Source organism: Allocoleopsis franciscana PCC 7113 (assembly GCF_000317515.1).
Lineage (GTDB): Bacteria > Cyanobacteriota > Cyanobacteriia > Cyanobacteriales > Coleofasciculaceae > Allocoleopsis > Allocoleopsis franciscana.
Window position 1 is genome coordinate 1,181,213 of sequence record NC_019738.1, and the last position, 17,291, is coordinate 1,198,503.

At 44.1% G+C, this 17,291-nt stretch carries 10 protein-coding genes; 7 read left to right on the forward strand and 3 right to left on the reverse strand.

Features of this window, described 5'->3' with window-relative positions; genetic code table 11:
• Window positions 1-58 precede the first annotated feature (58 nt).
• From MIC7113_RS04990 to MIC7113_RS05005, 4 genes are all read left to right on the forward strand, one after another.
• A complete protein-coding gene (locus MIC7113_RS04990; protein WP_015181084.1) occupies window positions 59-5,650 on the forward strand; it encodes a trifunctional serine/threonine-protein kinase/ATP-binding protein/sensor histidine kinase in 5,592 nt (1,863 codons plus the stop codon).
• Window positions 5,651-5,653: 3 nt separating this feature from the next.
• On the forward strand, window positions 5,654-6,022 hold the full coding sequence (locus MIC7113_RS04995) for a response regulator (RefSeq protein WP_015181085.1): 369 nt from the start codon (window positions 5,654-5,656) through the stop codon (window positions 6,020-6,022).
• Window positions 6,023-6,046: 24 nt separating this feature from the next.
• Window positions 6,047-7,231, forward strand: a complete 1,185-nt coding sequence (locus MIC7113_RS05000) for a PP2C family protein-serine/threonine phosphatase (protein WP_015181086.1) — start codon at window positions 6,047-6,049, stop codon at window positions 7,229-7,231.
• A gap of 174 nt (window positions 7,232-7,405) precedes the next feature.
• Window positions 7,406-10,321 carry a response regulator gene (locus tag MIC7113_RS05005; RefSeq protein ID WP_015181087.1) on the forward strand — a complete coding sequence of 972 codons (2,916 nt, stop codon included), beginning with the start codon at window positions 7,406-7,408 and terminating at the stop codon, window positions 10,319-10,321.
• Between the two features lie 120 nt (window positions 10,322-10,441).
• On the opposite strand, the gene MIC7113_RS05010 is transcribed toward MIC7113_RS05005, so the two are convergent.
• Window positions 10,442-10,948 (reverse strand): transcriptional repressor, encoded by a 507-nt coding sequence (locus MIC7113_RS05010; protein ID WP_015181088.1) that lies wholly within the window; start codon window positions 10,946-10,948, stop codon window positions 10,442-10,444.
• A 517-nt stretch (window positions 10,949-11,465) separates the two neighbouring features.
• Between MIC7113_RS05010 and clpX the strand changes: the two genes are divergently transcribed.
• Window positions 11,466-12,806 carry an ATP-dependent protease ATP-binding subunit ClpX gene (clpX, locus tag MIC7113_RS05015; RefSeq protein ID WP_015181089.1) on the forward strand — a complete coding sequence of 447 codons (1,341 nt, stop codon included), beginning with the start codon at window positions 11,466-11,468 and terminating at the stop codon, window positions 12,804-12,806.
• A gap of 19 nt (window positions 12,807-12,825) precedes the next feature.
• Window positions 12,826-14,082: a glycosyltransferase gene (locus tag MIC7113_RS05020; protein ID WP_015181090.1), complete on the forward strand. Its 1,257-nt coding sequence runs from the start codon at window positions 12,826-12,828 to the stop codon at window positions 14,080-14,082.
• A gap of 44 nt (window positions 14,083-14,126) precedes the next feature.
• Here the strand turns inward: MIC7113_RS05020 and lspA are convergent, their stop codons facing one another.
• Together lspA and MIC7113_RS05030 are read right to left on the reverse strand one after the other, a co-directional pair.
• A complete protein-coding gene (gene lspA, locus MIC7113_RS05025; protein ID WP_015181091.1) occupies window positions 14,127-14,636 on the reverse strand; it encodes a signal peptidase II in 510 nt (169 codons plus the stop codon).
• Window positions 14,637-14,734: 98 nt separating this feature from the next.
• Window positions 14,735-15,316, reverse strand: a complete 582-nt coding sequence (locus MIC7113_RS05030; RefSeq protein WP_015181092.1) for a biotin transporter BioY — start codon at window positions 15,314-15,316, stop codon at window positions 14,735-14,737.
• A gap of 629 nt (window positions 15,317-15,945) precedes the next feature.
• Between MIC7113_RS05030 and pstS the strand changes: the two genes are divergently transcribed.
• A complete protein-coding gene (gene pstS, locus MIC7113_RS05035) occupies window positions 15,946-17,103 on the forward strand; it encodes a phosphate ABC transporter substrate-binding protein PstS (protein WP_015181093.1) in 1,158 nt (385 codons plus the stop codon).
• The last annotated feature ends 188 nt before the right edge of the window (window positions 17,104-17,291 follow it).

Below are 17,291 nucleotides of genomic sequence, written 5' to 3' on the forward strand. Positions count from 1 at the left end.
ACGCACCCTATTACTTTAAAGTTCACTTTATAAAACGAATTTTCAGGAGAATTGAACAATGAATGCGCTGACTGACTACCAGATTCTCGCCAAAATCTACGAAAGTGCAAATTCATTAGTTTATCAAGCGAGCCTTAATCAGAATAATCAACCCATTATTCTCAAAGTTCTGAAAGAAGATTACCCCACGCCATCAGAACTCACTCGCTATAAGCAGGAATATGAAATTACTCGTTCTCTGAATCTGGATGGTGTTGTCAAAGTTTATGACTTGCAGAGATATCAAAATAGTTTAGCCATGCTCTTGGAGGATTTTGGCGGAGAATCCTTAAAGAGCTGGATGACAAAACGCAAGTTTACGCTGGAAGAGTTCCTGACGATTGCCATCAAGATTGCGGAGAGTTTAGGGGCTATTCACGCTGCCAATATCATCCACAAAGATATTAATCCGTCTAATCTCGTCTATAACCCCGAAACTGGACAAATTAAAATCATCGACTTTGGGATTTCCACCGTTTTATCGCGGGAAAATCCGACAATTTGTAATCCCGATCGCATAGAGGGAACTTTAGCCTATATTTCGCCAGAGCAAACCGGCAGAATGAATCGGGCAATCGATTACCGAACTGACTTGTATTCCCTCGGTGTTACCTTCTACGAATTGCTCACTCATCAACTTCCTTTTACAACTCATGATGCGATGGAGTTGGTGCATTGTCATATCGCTAAACAACCTATAGCACCCCATGAACTTGTAGGGACGCAGGTTGGTGCGCCCTTACCAACCATCGTTTCAGAGATTGTGATGAAACTGATGGCGAAAACGGCAGAGGAACGCTATCAAAGTGCTTGGGGACTAAAAGCTGATTTAGAAACCTGTCTGCATCAGTTACAAACTACCGCTCAGATTTCAGAATTCTCTCTAGCGGATCAAGATGTTTCCGAGAAGTTTCAAATCCCGCAAAAACTCTACGGACGGGAAGAGGAAGTAAAAACTCTACTTTCAGCTTTTGATCGAGTCGCCGCAGGGGTGGATTTAACCTCTCCCTCAGTCCTTCTTGACCCCCCTCATTCCCCCCGAAACGGGGGGAGGACAGAGGACGAAACTTTTTATGCACGAGAGGAAAGTCAAATTCCCCCCCTAAAAAAGGGGGGGCAGGGGGGTAAAGAAGGGGGGTTAGGTCACTCCGAATTAATACTTGTTGCGGGTTATTCAGGCATTGGCAAATCAGCTTTAGTCAATGAAATCCACAAACCCATTGTTCAACAGCGAGGGTATTTTATTGCTGGTAAGTTCGATCAGTTTAAGCGCGATATTCCTTATGCTTCTCTAATTCAAGCCTTCCAAGATTTAGCTCGGCAGTTACTGACGGAAAGTGAAGCACAGTTAGAAATTTGGAAGCAGAAACTTTTAAATGCATTGGGTAGCAATGGTCAAGTCATCATCGATGTCATTCCCGAAGTAGAACTGATTATCGGTGAACAGCCTTCAGTGCCACAGTTAGGCTCAACGGAGTCACAAAATCGATTTAACTTGGTTTTTCAAAACTTCATTGGTGTTTTTACTGACAAACAACACCCCCTGGTTATTTTTCTGGACGATTTACAGTGGGCAGATTCAGCATCTTTAAAATTAATTCAGTTGCTAATGACTGACCCAGATAGTCAATATCTTCTGATGATTGGAGCCTATCGAGATAATGAAGTTAGTCCAACTCATCCGTTAATGCAAACTTTAGATCAGATTCAACAGACGGGGACAAGAGTAAGTACCATTACCCTTCAACCCTTAAGTGTTGACTGCGTCAATCAATTAATTGCCGATACCTTAAACGGCTCAATCGAAAGGTCAAATCCGCTAGCCCAACTAGCCTTTAATAAAACCAACGGAAATCCCTTTTTCTTAACTCAGTTACTCCAATTCCTCTACACAGAAAACCTGTTGTCATTTGACTTCATTACGGGTGGCTGGCAGTGGGATATTGAACAAATTCAAGCGGTAGGAATAACCGATAATGTTGTCGAATTAATGATCGGCAAGATTGAAAAGCTTGATGAGAAGACACAGAATGTCTTAAAGTTAGCGGCTTGTGTTGGGAACCGATTTGATTTAGACGTTCTCTCCGTTGTTAATGCCAAATCCCTATCAGAGACAGCGGCGGAGCTTTGGTCTGCGCTTCAAGAAGGGTTGATTGTGCCTCTGAGTGACGATTACAAGATTCCCCTGCTTTGGAATCAAGAGATAGAGTCTCGTAATAACTCAGAAGCCACCCCATCTTTTATCCCCAATTTTTCATCCTCCATCCCTTACAAATTTTTGCACGACCGGGTGCAGCAAGCCGCTTATACTCTGATTCCAGAAGACCATAAAAAAGAAGTTCACCTCAAAGTGGGTCAACTACTACTGCAAAATACTCAGCTAGATGAGTTGGCAGAAAATATTTTTGATATTGTTAATCAACTGAATATTGGAGCAGAATTGCTCGTCCAACAGTCAGAGAAAGATGAGCTGGCTAGATTAAATCTCATTGCTGGGAAAAAAGCGAAGGCTTCTACGGCTTACGAACCCGCACTCAGATATTTAGAAACTGGGTTGGAACTTCTGACATTTGGTAGCTGGCAGGAGCAATATAGCTTTACCCTGGAACTCCATATAGAAACGGTGGAAGCACAATTTCTCAACACCCAGTTTGAGAAAGCAGAAAAACTTTCTGTTTTCATCTTAGAGAATGCTAAATCACTGCTTGAGCGCGTCAAAGTGTATGAACTCAATATTCAGTCCTATATAGCAAAACAACAATACAACGAAGCCATAGATACAGCACTGGAAGTTCTGGCAAAACTGGGAGTAGACTTGCCCTCAAAACCAGACAAACAGAGGATTGAAGAAGAACAGAAGACCTTAAAGTTGCTGTTGGGAGATAAACAGATTGAGGACTTAGCCAATCTGCCAGATATGACCAATCCTCATCATCTTGCATCTGTAAGAATTTTAATGTCTATTGCTGCTGCTACGGTAGTTGTTAATCCCGACTTATATCCTCTGGTGACGTTGACTGCGGTTAATCTCTGTATCAAAGATGGGAATCCACCCCAAGCTGCTGGCGTGTATGTTTTTTACGGCGGGCTTTTGTGTGGAGTAATGGAGGATATTGATTCTGGATATCGGTTTGGTAAACTTTCTTTAAAGTTGTTAGAGAGATTCAACGTTCGTAAAGCCCTAGTCATACATTTCTATAACGGATATATACAGCATTGGAAAGAGTCGCTTAAAGACACGCTAGAACTAGTACTGGAAGGTGCTAACAACGGCTTAGAGACAGGAGATTATGAGTTTGCTTGTTATGATGCTGTAAGCTATTGTCTGCAAATGTTCTTTGCTGGGTATAATCTGAAAAAAGTCGAACAAAAATATTCAGAATTTATAATATTTATCAGAAAATTAAAACAAAAATATCCCTCTAACTACATAAAAATTAGTAGCGAAATTGCACTAAACTTAATCCATGGAGCTAAGAATCAATATTATTTAATAGACGACTGTAAAGCCAAAGAAGACATTTATATAAAAACTTGGATTCAAGAAAGCAACGTTTGGTTGTTGTTTCTTACCTATTTAGGAAAAACAATTCTTTCTTATTTTTTTAAGACTTATGAGCAGGCTGTTGAAAACGCAATTGAGGCTGAAAAATACCTTGATTCTTGCCGCCAGTACATCATTGGAGGGCCATATATTTTTTACTATTCTCTCGCGCTTCTTGCTCAATATCCTATCTCGAAAACGCACAAGCAAAAACAATTTCTGAAAAAAGTATCATCCAACCAAAAATTGATAAAAGAATGGGCATACCACAGTCCAGCTAATTACCAACATAAATACGAGCTAATAGAAGCCGAAAAAGCGCGAATTTTGGGCAAATCTGCGAAAGCAATGGAGCTATACGATCGCGCCATCAAAGGAGCCAGAGAACAAGGATTCATCCACGAAGAAGCCCTAGCCTACGAACGCGCCGCAGAATTCTACCTCTCCCTGGGCAGAGAAGAAATTGGTCAGTTCTACCTGAAAAATGCCTACCAGTGTTATGTAAACTGGGGAGCCGTAGCCAAATTTAAAGCATTAGAAGCCGAATATCCAAAAATTTTAGTCGGCACAACCAACCGAAAGAGCAGTAAGAACACCAGCACGATTGTCACCACATCTGAGAGTGAGGCCCAAGCGCTAGACTTATCAACCGTAATCAAAGCCTCGCAAACCCTAACCAGTGAAATTGTTCTGGGCAAATTGCTCTCTAAGTTGATGAAAATAGCCATTGAAAATGCAGGAGCACAAAAAGGCTTCCTGATTCTCGACAACAATGGCAAGTGGGTAATTGAAGCCGAAGGTGTTGTGGGTAAAGATGAGGTGAATGTCATGCACTCTATTTCCGTTGATGCGGTTGACTCTACCACCCAAGTTCCCCTCGTCTCAACCGCCATCCTCAACTTTGTTGCCCACACTCAAGAAAATGTCGTTTTAAATAACGCCACTCATGAGGGACAATATACCCGCGATCCCTACATTATGGCGACTCAACCCAAATCCATTCTCTGTGCTCCCCTGCTCAACCAAGGCAAACTCAGCGGCATCCTCTACCTAGAAAACAATCTTACAACAGGGGCATTTACCAGCGATCGCGTCGAAACATTAAGAATCCTTTCCGCCCAAGCCGCCATCTCCATCGAAAACTCCCGCCTCTACAACCAATTAGAAGAATACAACCGGACACTAGAGTTCAGAGTCGAAGAAAGAACCCAGCAATTACAAGAGAAAAATCAGGAACTCGCCTCTACCCTGAAAAAACTCAAAGCCACTCAAGATCAAATTATTGCTCAAGAAAAACTCGCCTCTCTCGGTGCTCTCACCGCAGGCATTGCCCATGAGATTAAAAATCCTTTAAACTTTGTGAATAACTTCGCGGAACTCTCTGCCGAATTAACAGAAGAACTCCTCGAAGAAATTGGCAACCAAAAAGAGAACTTAGATACAGAAACCACAGAATATATTGAAGAGATATTAAATGACCTCACTCAAAACGTCAAAAAAATCAACGAACATGGGAAGCGAGCCGACAATATTGTGCGCGGCATGTTGAGCCACTCTGGGGGTAAAGCCGGTGAGCGACAACTCACTGACATCAATGCTTTACTGGCAGAATATGTAAATTTGGCTTATCACGGAATGCGTGCTAAAGATTCTTCCTTCAACATCACCATAGAAACTCACTATGACGACACCATTGGGTCAATCAATGTTGTCCCACAGAATATTAGTCGGGTATTTCTGAATGTGATCAACAACGCTTGTTATACGACTCATGAGAAAAAAAAAGAACTCGGAGACAGATTTATGCCCACACTTTCAGTAAGCACAAAAAATCTGGATGAGCAGATAGAAATTCGGATTCGAGATAACGGCAAAGGCATACCGGATGAAATTAGGGATAAAATCTTCAATCCCTTTTTTACCACCAAGCCCACCGGTCAAGGAACTGGGTTGGGTCTATCCATTAGTCACGATATTATTGTCCAAGAGCATCAAGGCGAACTTAAGGTGAACACCTCACCGGGCAGTTATTCTGAGTTTGTTATTGTTTTGCCAAAACGGAGTTAAGTCATGAAAATCATGGTTGTGGATGACGAAGAAGATGTTCAACTTTTATTTCGGCAAAAATTCAGGAAGGAAATCAAAAAAGGTCAAATTGAGTTTCAGTTTGCTTTTTCAGCCCAAGAAGCACTGGAATACTTAAATGGTCAGCCTGAACATTCCGTTGTCCTAATTCTCTCAGATATTAATATGCCAGGGATGAACGGTCTAGAATTGCTCAAAATCATTAAAGAAAAATTCCCCCATTTAAAAGTCTTTATGATTACCGCCTATGGAGATGAAGAAAATTATAAAGTTGCCATGGAATATGGAGCAGATGACTATCTCCATAAACCTGTTGAATTTGATACCCTCAAAGACAAAATATTGAATTATTAGCTAACCCTAGCCGGGAATGAAAATATGGCGGCAAAAATCCTGGTTGTAGATGATGAACCTGACTTAGAACTCCTGATTCGACAGAAATTTAGGAAAAAAATTCGTCAACAAGAACTTCAGTTTATTTTTGCTCATAACGGTGTAGAAGCCTTATTAAAAATTCAAGCAGAACCGGATATTGATATTGTCTTAACTGATATTAATATGCCCGAAATGGATGGGCTAACCTTATTAACTAAACTCAACGAACAAAATTCTATTATCAAAGCCATTATTATTTCTGCCTATGGGGATATTGAAAACATTAGAATTGCGATGAATCGAGGTGCTTTTGATTTTCTCACGAAGCCGATTGATTTCCAAGATTTAGAAATTACCACCAACAAAACGCTGCAATATGTACAACAGATGAAGCAAGCTTTGGAGCAGGAACGCTACCTCCAGCGTCTCGAAACTGAGAACCTGCGCCTGAGTACTGAACTCGATATTGCACGGCGTTTACAACAAATGCTCCTGCCGACAAAAGAAGAACTCAGCCAAATGAGCGAACTAGAGATTGCTGGGTTTATGAAACCCGCTAAGGAGGTGGGTGGTGACTACTATGACGTGCTACAGCACGCCGGAAAAGTCAAAATTGGCATTGGGGATATAACGGGTCATGGCTTAGAAAGTGGCGTGTTAATGCTAATGGTACAAACCGCCGTGCGAACCCTAGTGACCCATCAAGAGACTGACTCGGTCAAATTTTTGAACACCATCAATCGGACGATTTATGATAATCTACAACGAATGCGCTGCGATAAGAACCTAACCCTCGCTTTAGTAGACTATTACAAGGGCGTTCTCACCTTAAGCGGACAGCATGAGCAAATGATTGTGGTGCGCTCTAGTGGCAGCCTTGAGCAAATCGATACAATCGATTTAGGCTTCCCCATTGGCTTGACAGAAGACATTTCTGATTTTGTAGCAGAAGCTAGGGTGCAATTGAATCCAGGGGATGTTGTAGTCCTCTACACCGATGGTATTACCGAAGCCGAAGATATCCATGGGGTGCAATACGGTTTGGATCGGCTTTGTGACGTGGTCAAAAAATACTGGCAAAGCTCAGCCGATGACATTCGACAGGCTGTGATTGACGAGCTACAGCAGCACATTGGAGAGCAAAAGGTTTATGATGATATCACTTTACTGGTGCTCAAGCAAAAGTAAAGTGGACTGAGCAGTTTACTCTAATCGCTACTCTCTTTCAAAAAATATGTGATTAAATAAATCACAGCCTGTTAATAAAATAGAACCTAGATACCGATATGAGCAATTCTATAGAGTTCAAGCTGTTGTCGAAAAAAAATTAAACTTATAGTAAATCCTAATCAGGGAAAAACAATGCCAGCGAAAATACTGGTTGTGGATGACGAGCCTGACTTAGAATCCCTGATCCGCCAGAAATTTAGAAAAAAAATTCGGCAAAATGAACTTCAGTTTGTTTTTGCACAAAATGGTGTAGACGCCATAGAAAAGCTACAAACTGAACCAGATATTGATATGGTATTAACCGATATTAATATGCCCCAGATGGATGGGCTAGCTTTGCTCACTCGGCTTTCAGAGCAACATCCCACCATCAAAACTGTGATTCTTTCCGCCTATGGGGATATCGAAAATATCAGGAAGGCAATGAATCTGGGGGCATTTGATTTTCTGACGAAACCAATCGATTTTCAAGATTTAGAAATTACAACCAACAAAACGCTGCAACATGTTGAGCAGATGAAACAATCGCTGCAAAAAGAGCGTTTAGCTCAGCAAGCTCAAGCTGAATTATTGAAAAATCTCCAGCAAGAAATTGCCGAGCGCCAACGTGCCCAAGAGGCTCTACGCATTAGTGAGAGACGGTTAGCTCAATTTTTGGAAGCGCTACCGGTGGGCATATTTGTAGTGGATAGCAGTGGTCAAACCTATTATGCGAACCAAACCGCACAGGAGTTGTTAGGTAAAGCCATCGCCCCGGATGCTACGGCTGAACAATTGCCAGTGGTGTATCAAGCTTATGTTGCAGGGACACAACAGATTTATCCCGTAGATCAACAGCCCATTTGGCGAGCATTAAAAGGTGAAAGAGCCAATGTTGATAATATGGAGCTTCATCAAGGCGATCGGATTATTCCCCTAGAGGTGTGGGCAACTCCCATTTTTGATGAAACAGATCAGGTTGTCTATGCTATTGCTGCGTTTCAAGATATTACCCAACGCAAACAAGCGGAAACGGAACGAATTTCTTTCACCCAAGAACTGGAATTCAAAAATACTCAATTACAGCGCTTGGATCAAATCAAAGATGAGTTTTTAGCTAATACCTCCCACGAACTCCGTACCCCGCTCAATGGCATTATCGGCATTGCGGAATCCCTCCTTGATGGTGCGGCGGGTGAACTGAATGACCGACAAAAAGCCAATCTTTCCATGGTTGTCTCTAGTGGGATGCGGCTGGCAAACTTGGTTAATGATATCCTTGATTTCGCCAAACTGAAGAACCGGGACATCGAACTGCACTTACAGCCTATCGACTTTCGCCAAATCACAGAGATTGTTCTCAGGGTTTGCCGTCCTCTAGTGACGAGTAAATCTTTAGCACTCAATAACGAAATTCCAGAGGAATTGGTTGCCGTTGAAGGTGATGAGAATCGGCTGCAACAAATTATGTACAATTTGGTTGGCAATGCGATCAAGTTTACAGAATCGGGTTCAGTGACGGTATCTGCGATCGCTCTCGACAGTATGGTAGAAGTGACCGTTGCCGACACTGGGATTGGTATCTCACCCGATAAATTCGGGGATATTTTCAAATCCTTCGAGCAAGTGGATGCCTCCGTCTCCCGTGAGTATGGTGGAACCGGACTCGGATTGAGTATTACCAAACAACTTGTAGAACTGCACGGCGGTACAATCCACGTCGAGTCAGAACTGAGTCAGGGTTCCCGGTTCATTTTTACCCTACCCATCAGTAAGCAACCTCCTAATCGGACGTTAGATCTTAGCCAAGCGCTGGCTAGAATGCGGGAAAATGAGTCACCCCCCCCCGAACTTCTTGCACCCATTGTTCAATCCGAAGGTCAATTAACAATTTTAGTGGTAGACGACGAGGCGATCAATTTACAAGTCGTTGCCAATCACCTATCCCTACAAAACTATGGAATTGTCCAAGCCAGCAGTGGAATAGAAGCATTAGAAAAAATTCACAACGGACTCAGACCAGATTTGATTTTGCTTGATATTATGATGCCGAAAATGTCTGGCTATCAAGTGTGTCAAAAAATCCGCGAACAGTTTCCAGCTTCGGAAATGCCGGTTGTGATGTTGACCGCCAAAAATCAAGTTTCAAACCTGGTAGCCGGCTTGGATGCGGGGGCGAATGATTATTTAACTAAACCTATCTTGAAAAATGAACTTTTAGCGCGAATTAAAACCCATATTAATCTGTCTAAAATTAATATCGCCTATGGTCGGTTTGTCCCCCATGAATTTTTGCGTTTTCTCGGACATAAAAGTATTGTGGATGTCCGCTTGGGAGACCAAATTCTCAAGGAAATGTCCGTGATGTTCGCTGACATTCGCGACTTTACCACCCTGTCAGAGGAGATGTCTCCCAAGGAAAACTTTGATTTTATCAATTCTTACTTGAGCTGGGTAGGGCCTGTAATTCGCCAGCATAATGGTTTTATTGATAAATACATTGGGGATGCGGTGATGGCGCTGTTTCCTGAGACTGCGGATCAAGCTGTCAATGCCGCGCTCGATATGCAAAAACAAGTCTTACTTTATAATATCAAGCGGCAAAAATCGGGTTATCCGACCCTGGCGATCGGAATTGGCTTACATCGGGGAAGCTTAATGCTGGGAACCATTGGTGAAGAACGGCGCATGGAAAGCACAGTGATTGCCGATGCGGTTAATCTAGCGTCTCGTCTAGAAGATTTAACCAAAGTTTATGGTGCTTCCATTCTGATCAGTGGCCCCACTTTATTTAGCCTGGAAGACCCAACGCTTTATCACTATCGATTCATCGGACAAGTGCAAGTTAAAGGTAAAAAAGAACGAGTTTCTGTATTTGAAATTTTTGAGACTGATCCGCCTCAACTCCAAGCTTTAAAACAACAAACTAAGACCTTGTTTGAAGAAGCGATTATACTTTTTAATGAAAATAAAATTGCCCAGGCTTATCAAATATTTAAACAAATTCACCAGATCAACTCTCAAGATAAAGCGGCTAGTTTCTATATAAAAATGTGTGAACAACGTTGATGTTCAATACTTTTAGGATTAAGAGAGCCAACAGCCAAGGTGGAAGCAAGACTGTTGGCGTTGGATGAGAGTATGGTTTTTGCAAAACGTAGTCACGCTCACTGGCTACAAAACACCTATCTAATTCAATCCATGGGCAATTGAGCGGGTGCAGCACCAGTTACTGGGTAAGGCAGAAGGCCATCCCATCCGCAGAGCCTCCGGACAGATGGTATGAATCGTGAGTTGGCAGTCAATCATCTGTAAGCCCTCTCGTTCCACCTGCTTGACCCCTTGCTTGAGAATCGAATCATTCTTGAATTCAATAGTGCGGTTACACTGAATGCAAACTAAATGATGGTGATGGTTCGGGAAAGGCTGATTGAGTTCGTAATGTTTGTGTCCTTCCGCCAATTCTAGTTCTCGTAAAATACCCATCCGCGACATTAACTTAACGCTGCGGTAAATGGTAGATAAACTAATGGGTTCTCCACGCTGCTGTAACAATTCGTGAAGTTCCTCCGCACTCAGATGGTTGCCTCTGGGTAGATTTTGAAAAACATGTAGAATTGTTTCCCGTTGTGGCGTTAAACGCCAACCTCTGGAATTGAGTTCGGCTTTGAGTGAAGCGGCTGTATAAGGAGGCATAATAACTCTCTCAAAAAAAACCGTTTATTGACAATGCATTATTGACAATCATAGTTACTTGCACGTCTCACTTGCAACAAAATCTAATAGTTGAGAATAAATCTCAGTGGTTTATTGATAAATATTGAAAAAGCACCAACGGCTCTAAGGACGATGAGATTGTTCTTAGAATGGTATTAAGACCAAATTGCAGTCTAAACTGGATTCTCTCCAGTGAGTGATCAAAAATGGGTCATCGGTCATGAGGTCAGAATAAAACTCCGCCTCAAGCCGCCAGCCCTATTCCTTAACAGACCCTTAATAATCGCAATTTGGTACAATAATCGTTTTTTGGGTTATTTCAGCAAGGTAGCTGCTCCTTTGACTGGGAAACCGAGTCACATCACAATGGGTAGCATCTGATTCACAGGCATAGGGCAAAACTCCTTTTCTCAAAGGGAGCTGACACGGAATATATATAGCCGCACCGAGCTAAAGCTTAGGATGCTGCTACCACCTCAACAGCGATAATTTTTATATGTCCAAATACGACTCTTATCTAAGATGTTCTTTTTGCGGTAAGTCTTCTGAACAGGTACGCAAATTAATTGCCGGCCCAGGCGTCTATATTTGTGATGAGTGCGTGGAACTGTGCAACGAAATCTTAGATGAGGAACTGTTCCACTCCTCCAATGACACCGCCATTCAACCCGCTCAGGATACGGAGCCTCCCCAAAAGCAACCGATCCCAGTCAGTCATCGAGCTTGGCATCAACTGCCAAAACCCATAGAAATCAAGAAAGCTCTAGACGAGTATGTCATTGGTCAAGACCAAGCCAAAAAAGTTCTCTCAGTGGCTGTTTACAACCATTACAAACGCCTCGGCGTTGACTCAAACGAGAGCAGCAAGACAACCCTTGATGAGAGTGTGAAGCTCTCTAAGTCCAATATTCTTCTCATCGGTCCCACCGGTTGTGGCAAGACCCTTTTGGCTCAATCCCTGGCGACTCAGTTGGATGTTCCTTTTGCCGTTGCGGATGCTACCACGCTGACCGAAGCGGGTTATGTCGGGGATGATGTGGAAAATATCTTGCTGCGATTGCTGCAAGTCGCTGACTTCAATGTGGAAGCGGCTGAGCGAGGCATTATCTACATTGACGAAATTGACAAAATTGCCCGTAAAAGTGAAAATCCCTCCATTACGCGGGATGTTTCGGGGGAAGGGGTGCAGCAAGCTCTCCTGAAAATTTTGGAAGGGACGGTGGTGAATGTGCCGCCTCAAGGTGGACGAAAGCACCCTTATCAGGAGTGTATTCAAATTGACACCAGTAATATTCTCTTTATCTGCGGCGGTGCCTTCGTTGGGTTAGACAAAGTCGTAGAGCAACGCATCGGGAAAAGCTCGATTGGCTTTGTCCAATCCGCTGAGGTACAGTCACAGCAAAAGCCGACAGCCGAACTTTTCAAACATCTAGAGCCAGAGGATTTGGTGAAATTTGGTCTAATTCCGGAGATGATTGGGCGGTTACCTGCGATCACCTCCGTCGAGCCACTCGATGAAGATGCCTTGATGAGGATATTGACACAACCTCACAATGCTTTGGTGAAGCAGTACCAAAAATTGCTAAAAATGGATAGTATTCGTCTAGAGTTTCAGCCAGATGCTCTAAGAGCGATCGCCCAAGAAGCCGTTCGACGCAAAACCGGAGCGAGAGCACTGCGGGGCATCCTAGAAGAGCTGATGCTGGAGATTATGTACGAATTGCCCTCCCGCAAAGATATTCATCGCTGCACCATTACCAGGGAGATGGTAGAGAAACGCTCCACGGCAGAACTGCTGACTCATCCCTCTTGGTTGCTCAAGTCCGAATCGGCTTAGAGGGTTGGAGCCAAGGGTGATGAAAATCACAATCATCACGATCGGTTCCCGTGGCGATGTACAGCCCTTTGTGGCGCTAGGTATGGGGCTTGTGCAAGTGGGTTACGAAGTCACGATTTGCACCAGCGATCGCTTCGAGTCCTGGATTCGGGAACGGGGTCTGCACTATGCCTATATGAATGATCACCTGCTCCAAATCACCGAGACGGATGCAGGTCGTGCCGCCATTGAATCGGGCGGTAACCCGTTGAGCCTCTTGCAGCAGGTTAAACCCATTATCCGCCAAATGCTCGATGAAGCTTGGGTTGCAGCACAGGGAACAGAGGCGATTATTTATCATCCAAAGGCACTCAGCGGCTATCACATTGCCGAAAAGTTGGGGATTCCGCTGTTCATGAGCTTACCCCTGCCGCTGTACACTCCAACCCGTGCTTTTCCTAACCCCTTGTTTCCTGACTTGCATTTAGGAGGCTGGTTCAATCAACTCACCTATAAAATTTTGCCCCTATTAACCGCACCCTATATGGGTGTCGTCAATCAATGGCGTGAGGACGTGCTGAAATTACCCGATCGCTCATGGCGGATGAGTGAACAGGTGAGAAAGAACGGACAGAGGGTTCCAGTGTTGTATAGCTACAGCCCGCACGTTGTCCCTCGCCCAGAGGATTGGTCAGATCAAGCGATCGCAACAGGCTACTGGTTCTTAGACTCTCAGGAAGATTGGCAGCCTCCTGCGGATTTAGTCGAATTTCTGGCGGCTGGCCCAGCACCCGTTTATGTGGGATTTGGGAGTATGGCAGGGCGTCACCCCGAACAGGTTACCCAAATAGTAATCGAAGCCCTAAGGCGCTCAGAACAGCGTGGCGTGATTGCGACAGGCTGGGGCGGGATGGTGGCGTCTGATTTACCAGAGAATGTATTTCAACTGAAAGCCGTTCCTCATGATTGGCTCTTCCCTCAAGTTGCCGCCGTCGTTCATCATGGCGGTGCAGGGACAACAGCCGCCGGATTGCGTGCCGGGAAGCCGACAGTGATTTGTCCGTTCTTTGGCGATCAGCCGTTTTGGGGGCGTCGAGTGTTGGAGTTGGGGGTGGGACCGAAACCCATTCCTCAGAAAAAGCTGACCGTCCAAGGGCTTGCGGATGCCATTCGGGAAGCGATCGATCATCAAAAGTACTATCAACGAGCCATTGAGCTAGGTGAGAAGATTCGTGCCGAAGATGGGGTAGGGCAAGCTGTAGACTGGATTAGCGATCGCCTTAAAGCATCTGATTAAAGGAGCGATCGCCTATTTTAATCAGATACTTTGGCAAGTTAATTTTAAAGACGCCGAGAGTTCGATGCGGGGGGTTGATCCCGAAAACTAACAATCAGCAAGCAAATAATGCCAATGTTAATAAAAATATCGGCGAGATTAAACACGGGGAAATGAATCAGACGAAAATCCAAAAAATCTACGACGCAAGTTAAAAGCTTGCCCTCTACGACGCAATTGTTGAAAAAACGGTCAATGCCATTGCCCAAAGCTCCCCCTAAAATAAAGCCATAACCGAGCTGTTCTAAAGTATTCAGAACGGGGCCAAACACAGCAAATGCAATTAAACCAATGCTTACAACCAAAGACAGCCAGCGCAACCAAACTTCTCCCTGAAAGAAACTAAAAGCCGCACCCGGATTTAAGACATAGGTAAAGTGAAAGACATCCGGCCAAAGAGCTAGAGTTTCTTTTAGCTCAAAATTCTGCACCACTAAATATTTGCTGAGCTGATCCGAAATCAGACTGATCAAGGCAATAACCCAAAAAAAGGGGTTTTTCAGGGACTTGGTCATGGATTATGGGTTATTGGGTTGAGGGTTAGAAGGTTGAGCGCTGGAGAATTGGGCTTTTTGAAGATAACTTTCAACCTGCACCCTGTCAACCTGCAACCTTAGTAAAACATCAGTTGTCGTAAAGCAAACGCTAAAGCTGTAACAGCACAAGTGACGACCATTTGTCCTGGCAGTGGCTCAATCGAGTATTTCATGATGGCTTCCCATAGGGATAAATTGCTAGAGGTTGCCAAACTCAGGGCATGAAAAATGATCAAATAGCCTATACCGTACAGATGAATCGTCAAAAGACCACATAGACAGCTAAAGGCGAGAGATTCGATGCGCGGCGGCATCCGAAAAGCTAAGAAGCCACAAACCCAAGCACCGCCGATAAAGCCCAGTAAGTAGCCAAAGCTAGGCTCCTTTAGATAGCTAAGACCACCCCCTTGGGTGAAGACGGGCAAGTTTAAGCCTAAGACAATATAAGCGATTTGAGAAAGGGCACCAGCACTTTTACCGCCTAAACAACCCGTGAGGAGGACAGCTCCGATTTGATAGGTAACACCAAGCGATACTGTTTGGATGCCATGCCCAGACCAATCCCAGGGCGGATTCGTCACAAAGGCTTCCACAAAAGTGCCGCCGATTGTCAGTAGTAAGCCAATCAACGCCCACAGAAGTTCATTGGGAACAGACACAGTCAGCAAGAGGCAAATAGCCAAAATTGTACAAGGTGGAAGGCATTTATTGTAAAAGAAAGCTTGTCTTCTGTTTTATTTTCCAGAAGATTTGCTGGTTGACCAAAACTTTATACATGAGGGAAACCTGACTCTCCGACAAGGGTGCGGCGTTACCCGTTAACCGCAAGACTCTGCCGCAAAGGGGTAAGGGGCATCAGCTCACATAGCTCACATTAAGACCAAGTCAAGTTTAATCCTTGTTTCAACAAGCCTCTGTTGCAACTATCGCAGATTTGACCAAATTCTCCGGTTAAGGTGAGCGATTGCTAGATTTCCTGAGATAATTGTGGATAAATTTGATAGCTTTGAATCATTCTCAAGAAAAGAATCGGAATTATAAGACTTAGCTGAAGCTTGAAAATAAAAGTATTATTCTAGGTAAAAAGAATATTCATGATTTTACAAATTTAGTTGAATTCTAATTGAATTCAGCTCATCAATAAGCCTGAAGCAAGCTCATCTTTCTTCATTAAACTTCTGAGGAACTGACCGAAGTGAGCAGAGGCCATATCTCTTAATCTTCCCTTTACGTCTAAGCGGTATTCTTTTATTGGTTTACTGATACAAGTAAAAAAATTTAGATAACGATGCTTTTTCGGATCAATCTCACCCATACTACTCGTCTAGCAGCATCAATGGCGTTAGTCGCTATGACAGTCGGTGTAACCGCTTGCAGTGGGCCGCAAGGCCAAGACAAAGCTGCTGATGGCGGTACTTCTTCCGACACGCCTACAAATGCTGGATCGGATAAACTAGCCCTCCAGCAAGATGTACAACTCGTCGGTGCTGGAGCATCATTTCCGGCACCCTTGTATCAGCGTTGGTTTCAAGACCTGAACGGTAAATATCCCAAACTACAGGTTAACTACCAATCAGTGGGAAGTGGCGCTGGCGTTGAGCAATTCACGGCGGGTACCGTAGACTTTGGCGCTAGCGATACGGCGATGAAGGATGAAGAAATTCAAAAGGTACCAGCAGACAAGGGAGGTGTTCTCTTATTGCCGGTGTCGGCAGGTGGTATTGTTCTGGCATACAACGTTCCAGGCGTTGATGAACTGAAACTACCCCGGCAAGTTTATGCCGATATCTTGCTTGGTAAAATTAAGAAGTGGAATGACCCTGCGATCGCAAAAGCGAACCCAGACGCCAAACTGCCCGACCAAAATATCACTGTAGTACACCGTTCTGACGGAAGCGGTACAACGGGGGTTTTCACAAAACATCTCAGTGCAATCAGCCCAGAGTGGAAAACTAAGGTGGGCGAAGGTAAGACAGTTCAGTGGCCCACAGGACTTGGTGCCAAGGGGAATGAAGGCGTCACTGCCCAAATTCAGCAGACTCCAGGGGCGATTGGTTACATCGAGTACGGCTACGCCAAGCAAAATAATCTGAAGGCTGCCGCCTTGGAAAACAAAGCCGGTAAATTTGTTAGCTATAACGACCAGTCAGCCTCGAAAACACTGGAAGCCGTACAACTGCCTGAGAACCTCCGGGCGTTTATTCCCGACCCAGAAGGCGACGAGTCCTACCCCGTCATTAGCTATACTTGGCTTCTTGTCCATGAGAAGTATCCCGATGCTACTAAAGCTAAAGCGATAGAGGGCATGATTGAGTATGCTTTAACGGAAGGTCAGAAAGTTGCCCCAGAGCTAGGGTATGTTCCTCTCCCCAAAAACGTTGCCCAGAAAGTCGCTGTGGCAGCCGATAAAATTAGCCCAGACTACAACATTACCGTTGGTCAATAGCCTGGAGCGGAAACCTGTGGCTCACTCAAAGCAAAGGTAATTCCATTGTTGGGTTTGAGTTACAGTACGCTAGATTTGACGGTTTAGTGATCTGAAGTTGCATCCAGTTGTGGTATCCGACACGGGAAGGCGGGAATTGATAACCAACTTATCCGTGTCGGTCACTGCCTTTTAGGGCAACTTGGTAG

What these genes read in the sequence shown, in the direction of transcription:
- clpX (WP_015181089.1), top strand. Translation starts at nt 11,466, where the DNA reads ATGTCCAAATACGACTCTTATCTAAGATGTTCTTTTTGCGGTAAGTCT.
- MIC7113_RS05000 (WP_015181086.1), top strand. Translation starts at nt 6,047, where the DNA reads ATGGCGGCAAAAATCCTGGTTGTAGATGATGAACCTGACTTAGAACTC.
- MIC7113_RS04995 (WP_015181085.1), top strand. Translation starts at nt 5,654, where the DNA reads ATGAAAATCATGGTTGTGGATGACGAAGAAGATGTTCAACTTTTATTT.
- lspA (WP_015181091.1), bottom strand. Translation starts at nt 14,636, where the DNA reads ATGACCAAGTCCCTGAAAAACCCCTTTTTTTGGGTTATTGCCTTGATC.
- MIC7113_RS05020 (WP_015181090.1), top strand. Translation starts at nt 12,826, where the DNA reads ATGAAAATCACAATCATCACGATCGGTTCCCGTGGCGATGTACAGCCC.
- MIC7113_RS05010 (WP_015181088.1), bottom strand. Translation starts at nt 10,948, where the DNA reads ATGCCTCCTTATACAGCCGCTTCACTCAAAGCCGAACTCAATTCCAGA.
- pstS (WP_015181093.1), top strand. Translation starts at nt 15,946, where the DNA reads ATGCTTTTTCGGATCAATCTCACCCATACTACTCGTCTAGCAGCATCA.
- MIC7113_RS04990 (WP_015181084.1), top strand. Translation starts at nt 59, where the DNA reads ATGAATGCGCTGACTGACTACCAGATTCTCGCCAAAATCTACGAAAGT.
- MIC7113_RS05005 (WP_015181087.1), top strand. Translation starts at nt 7,406, where the DNA reads ATGCCAGCGAAAATACTGGTTGTGGATGACGAGCCTGACTTAGAATCC.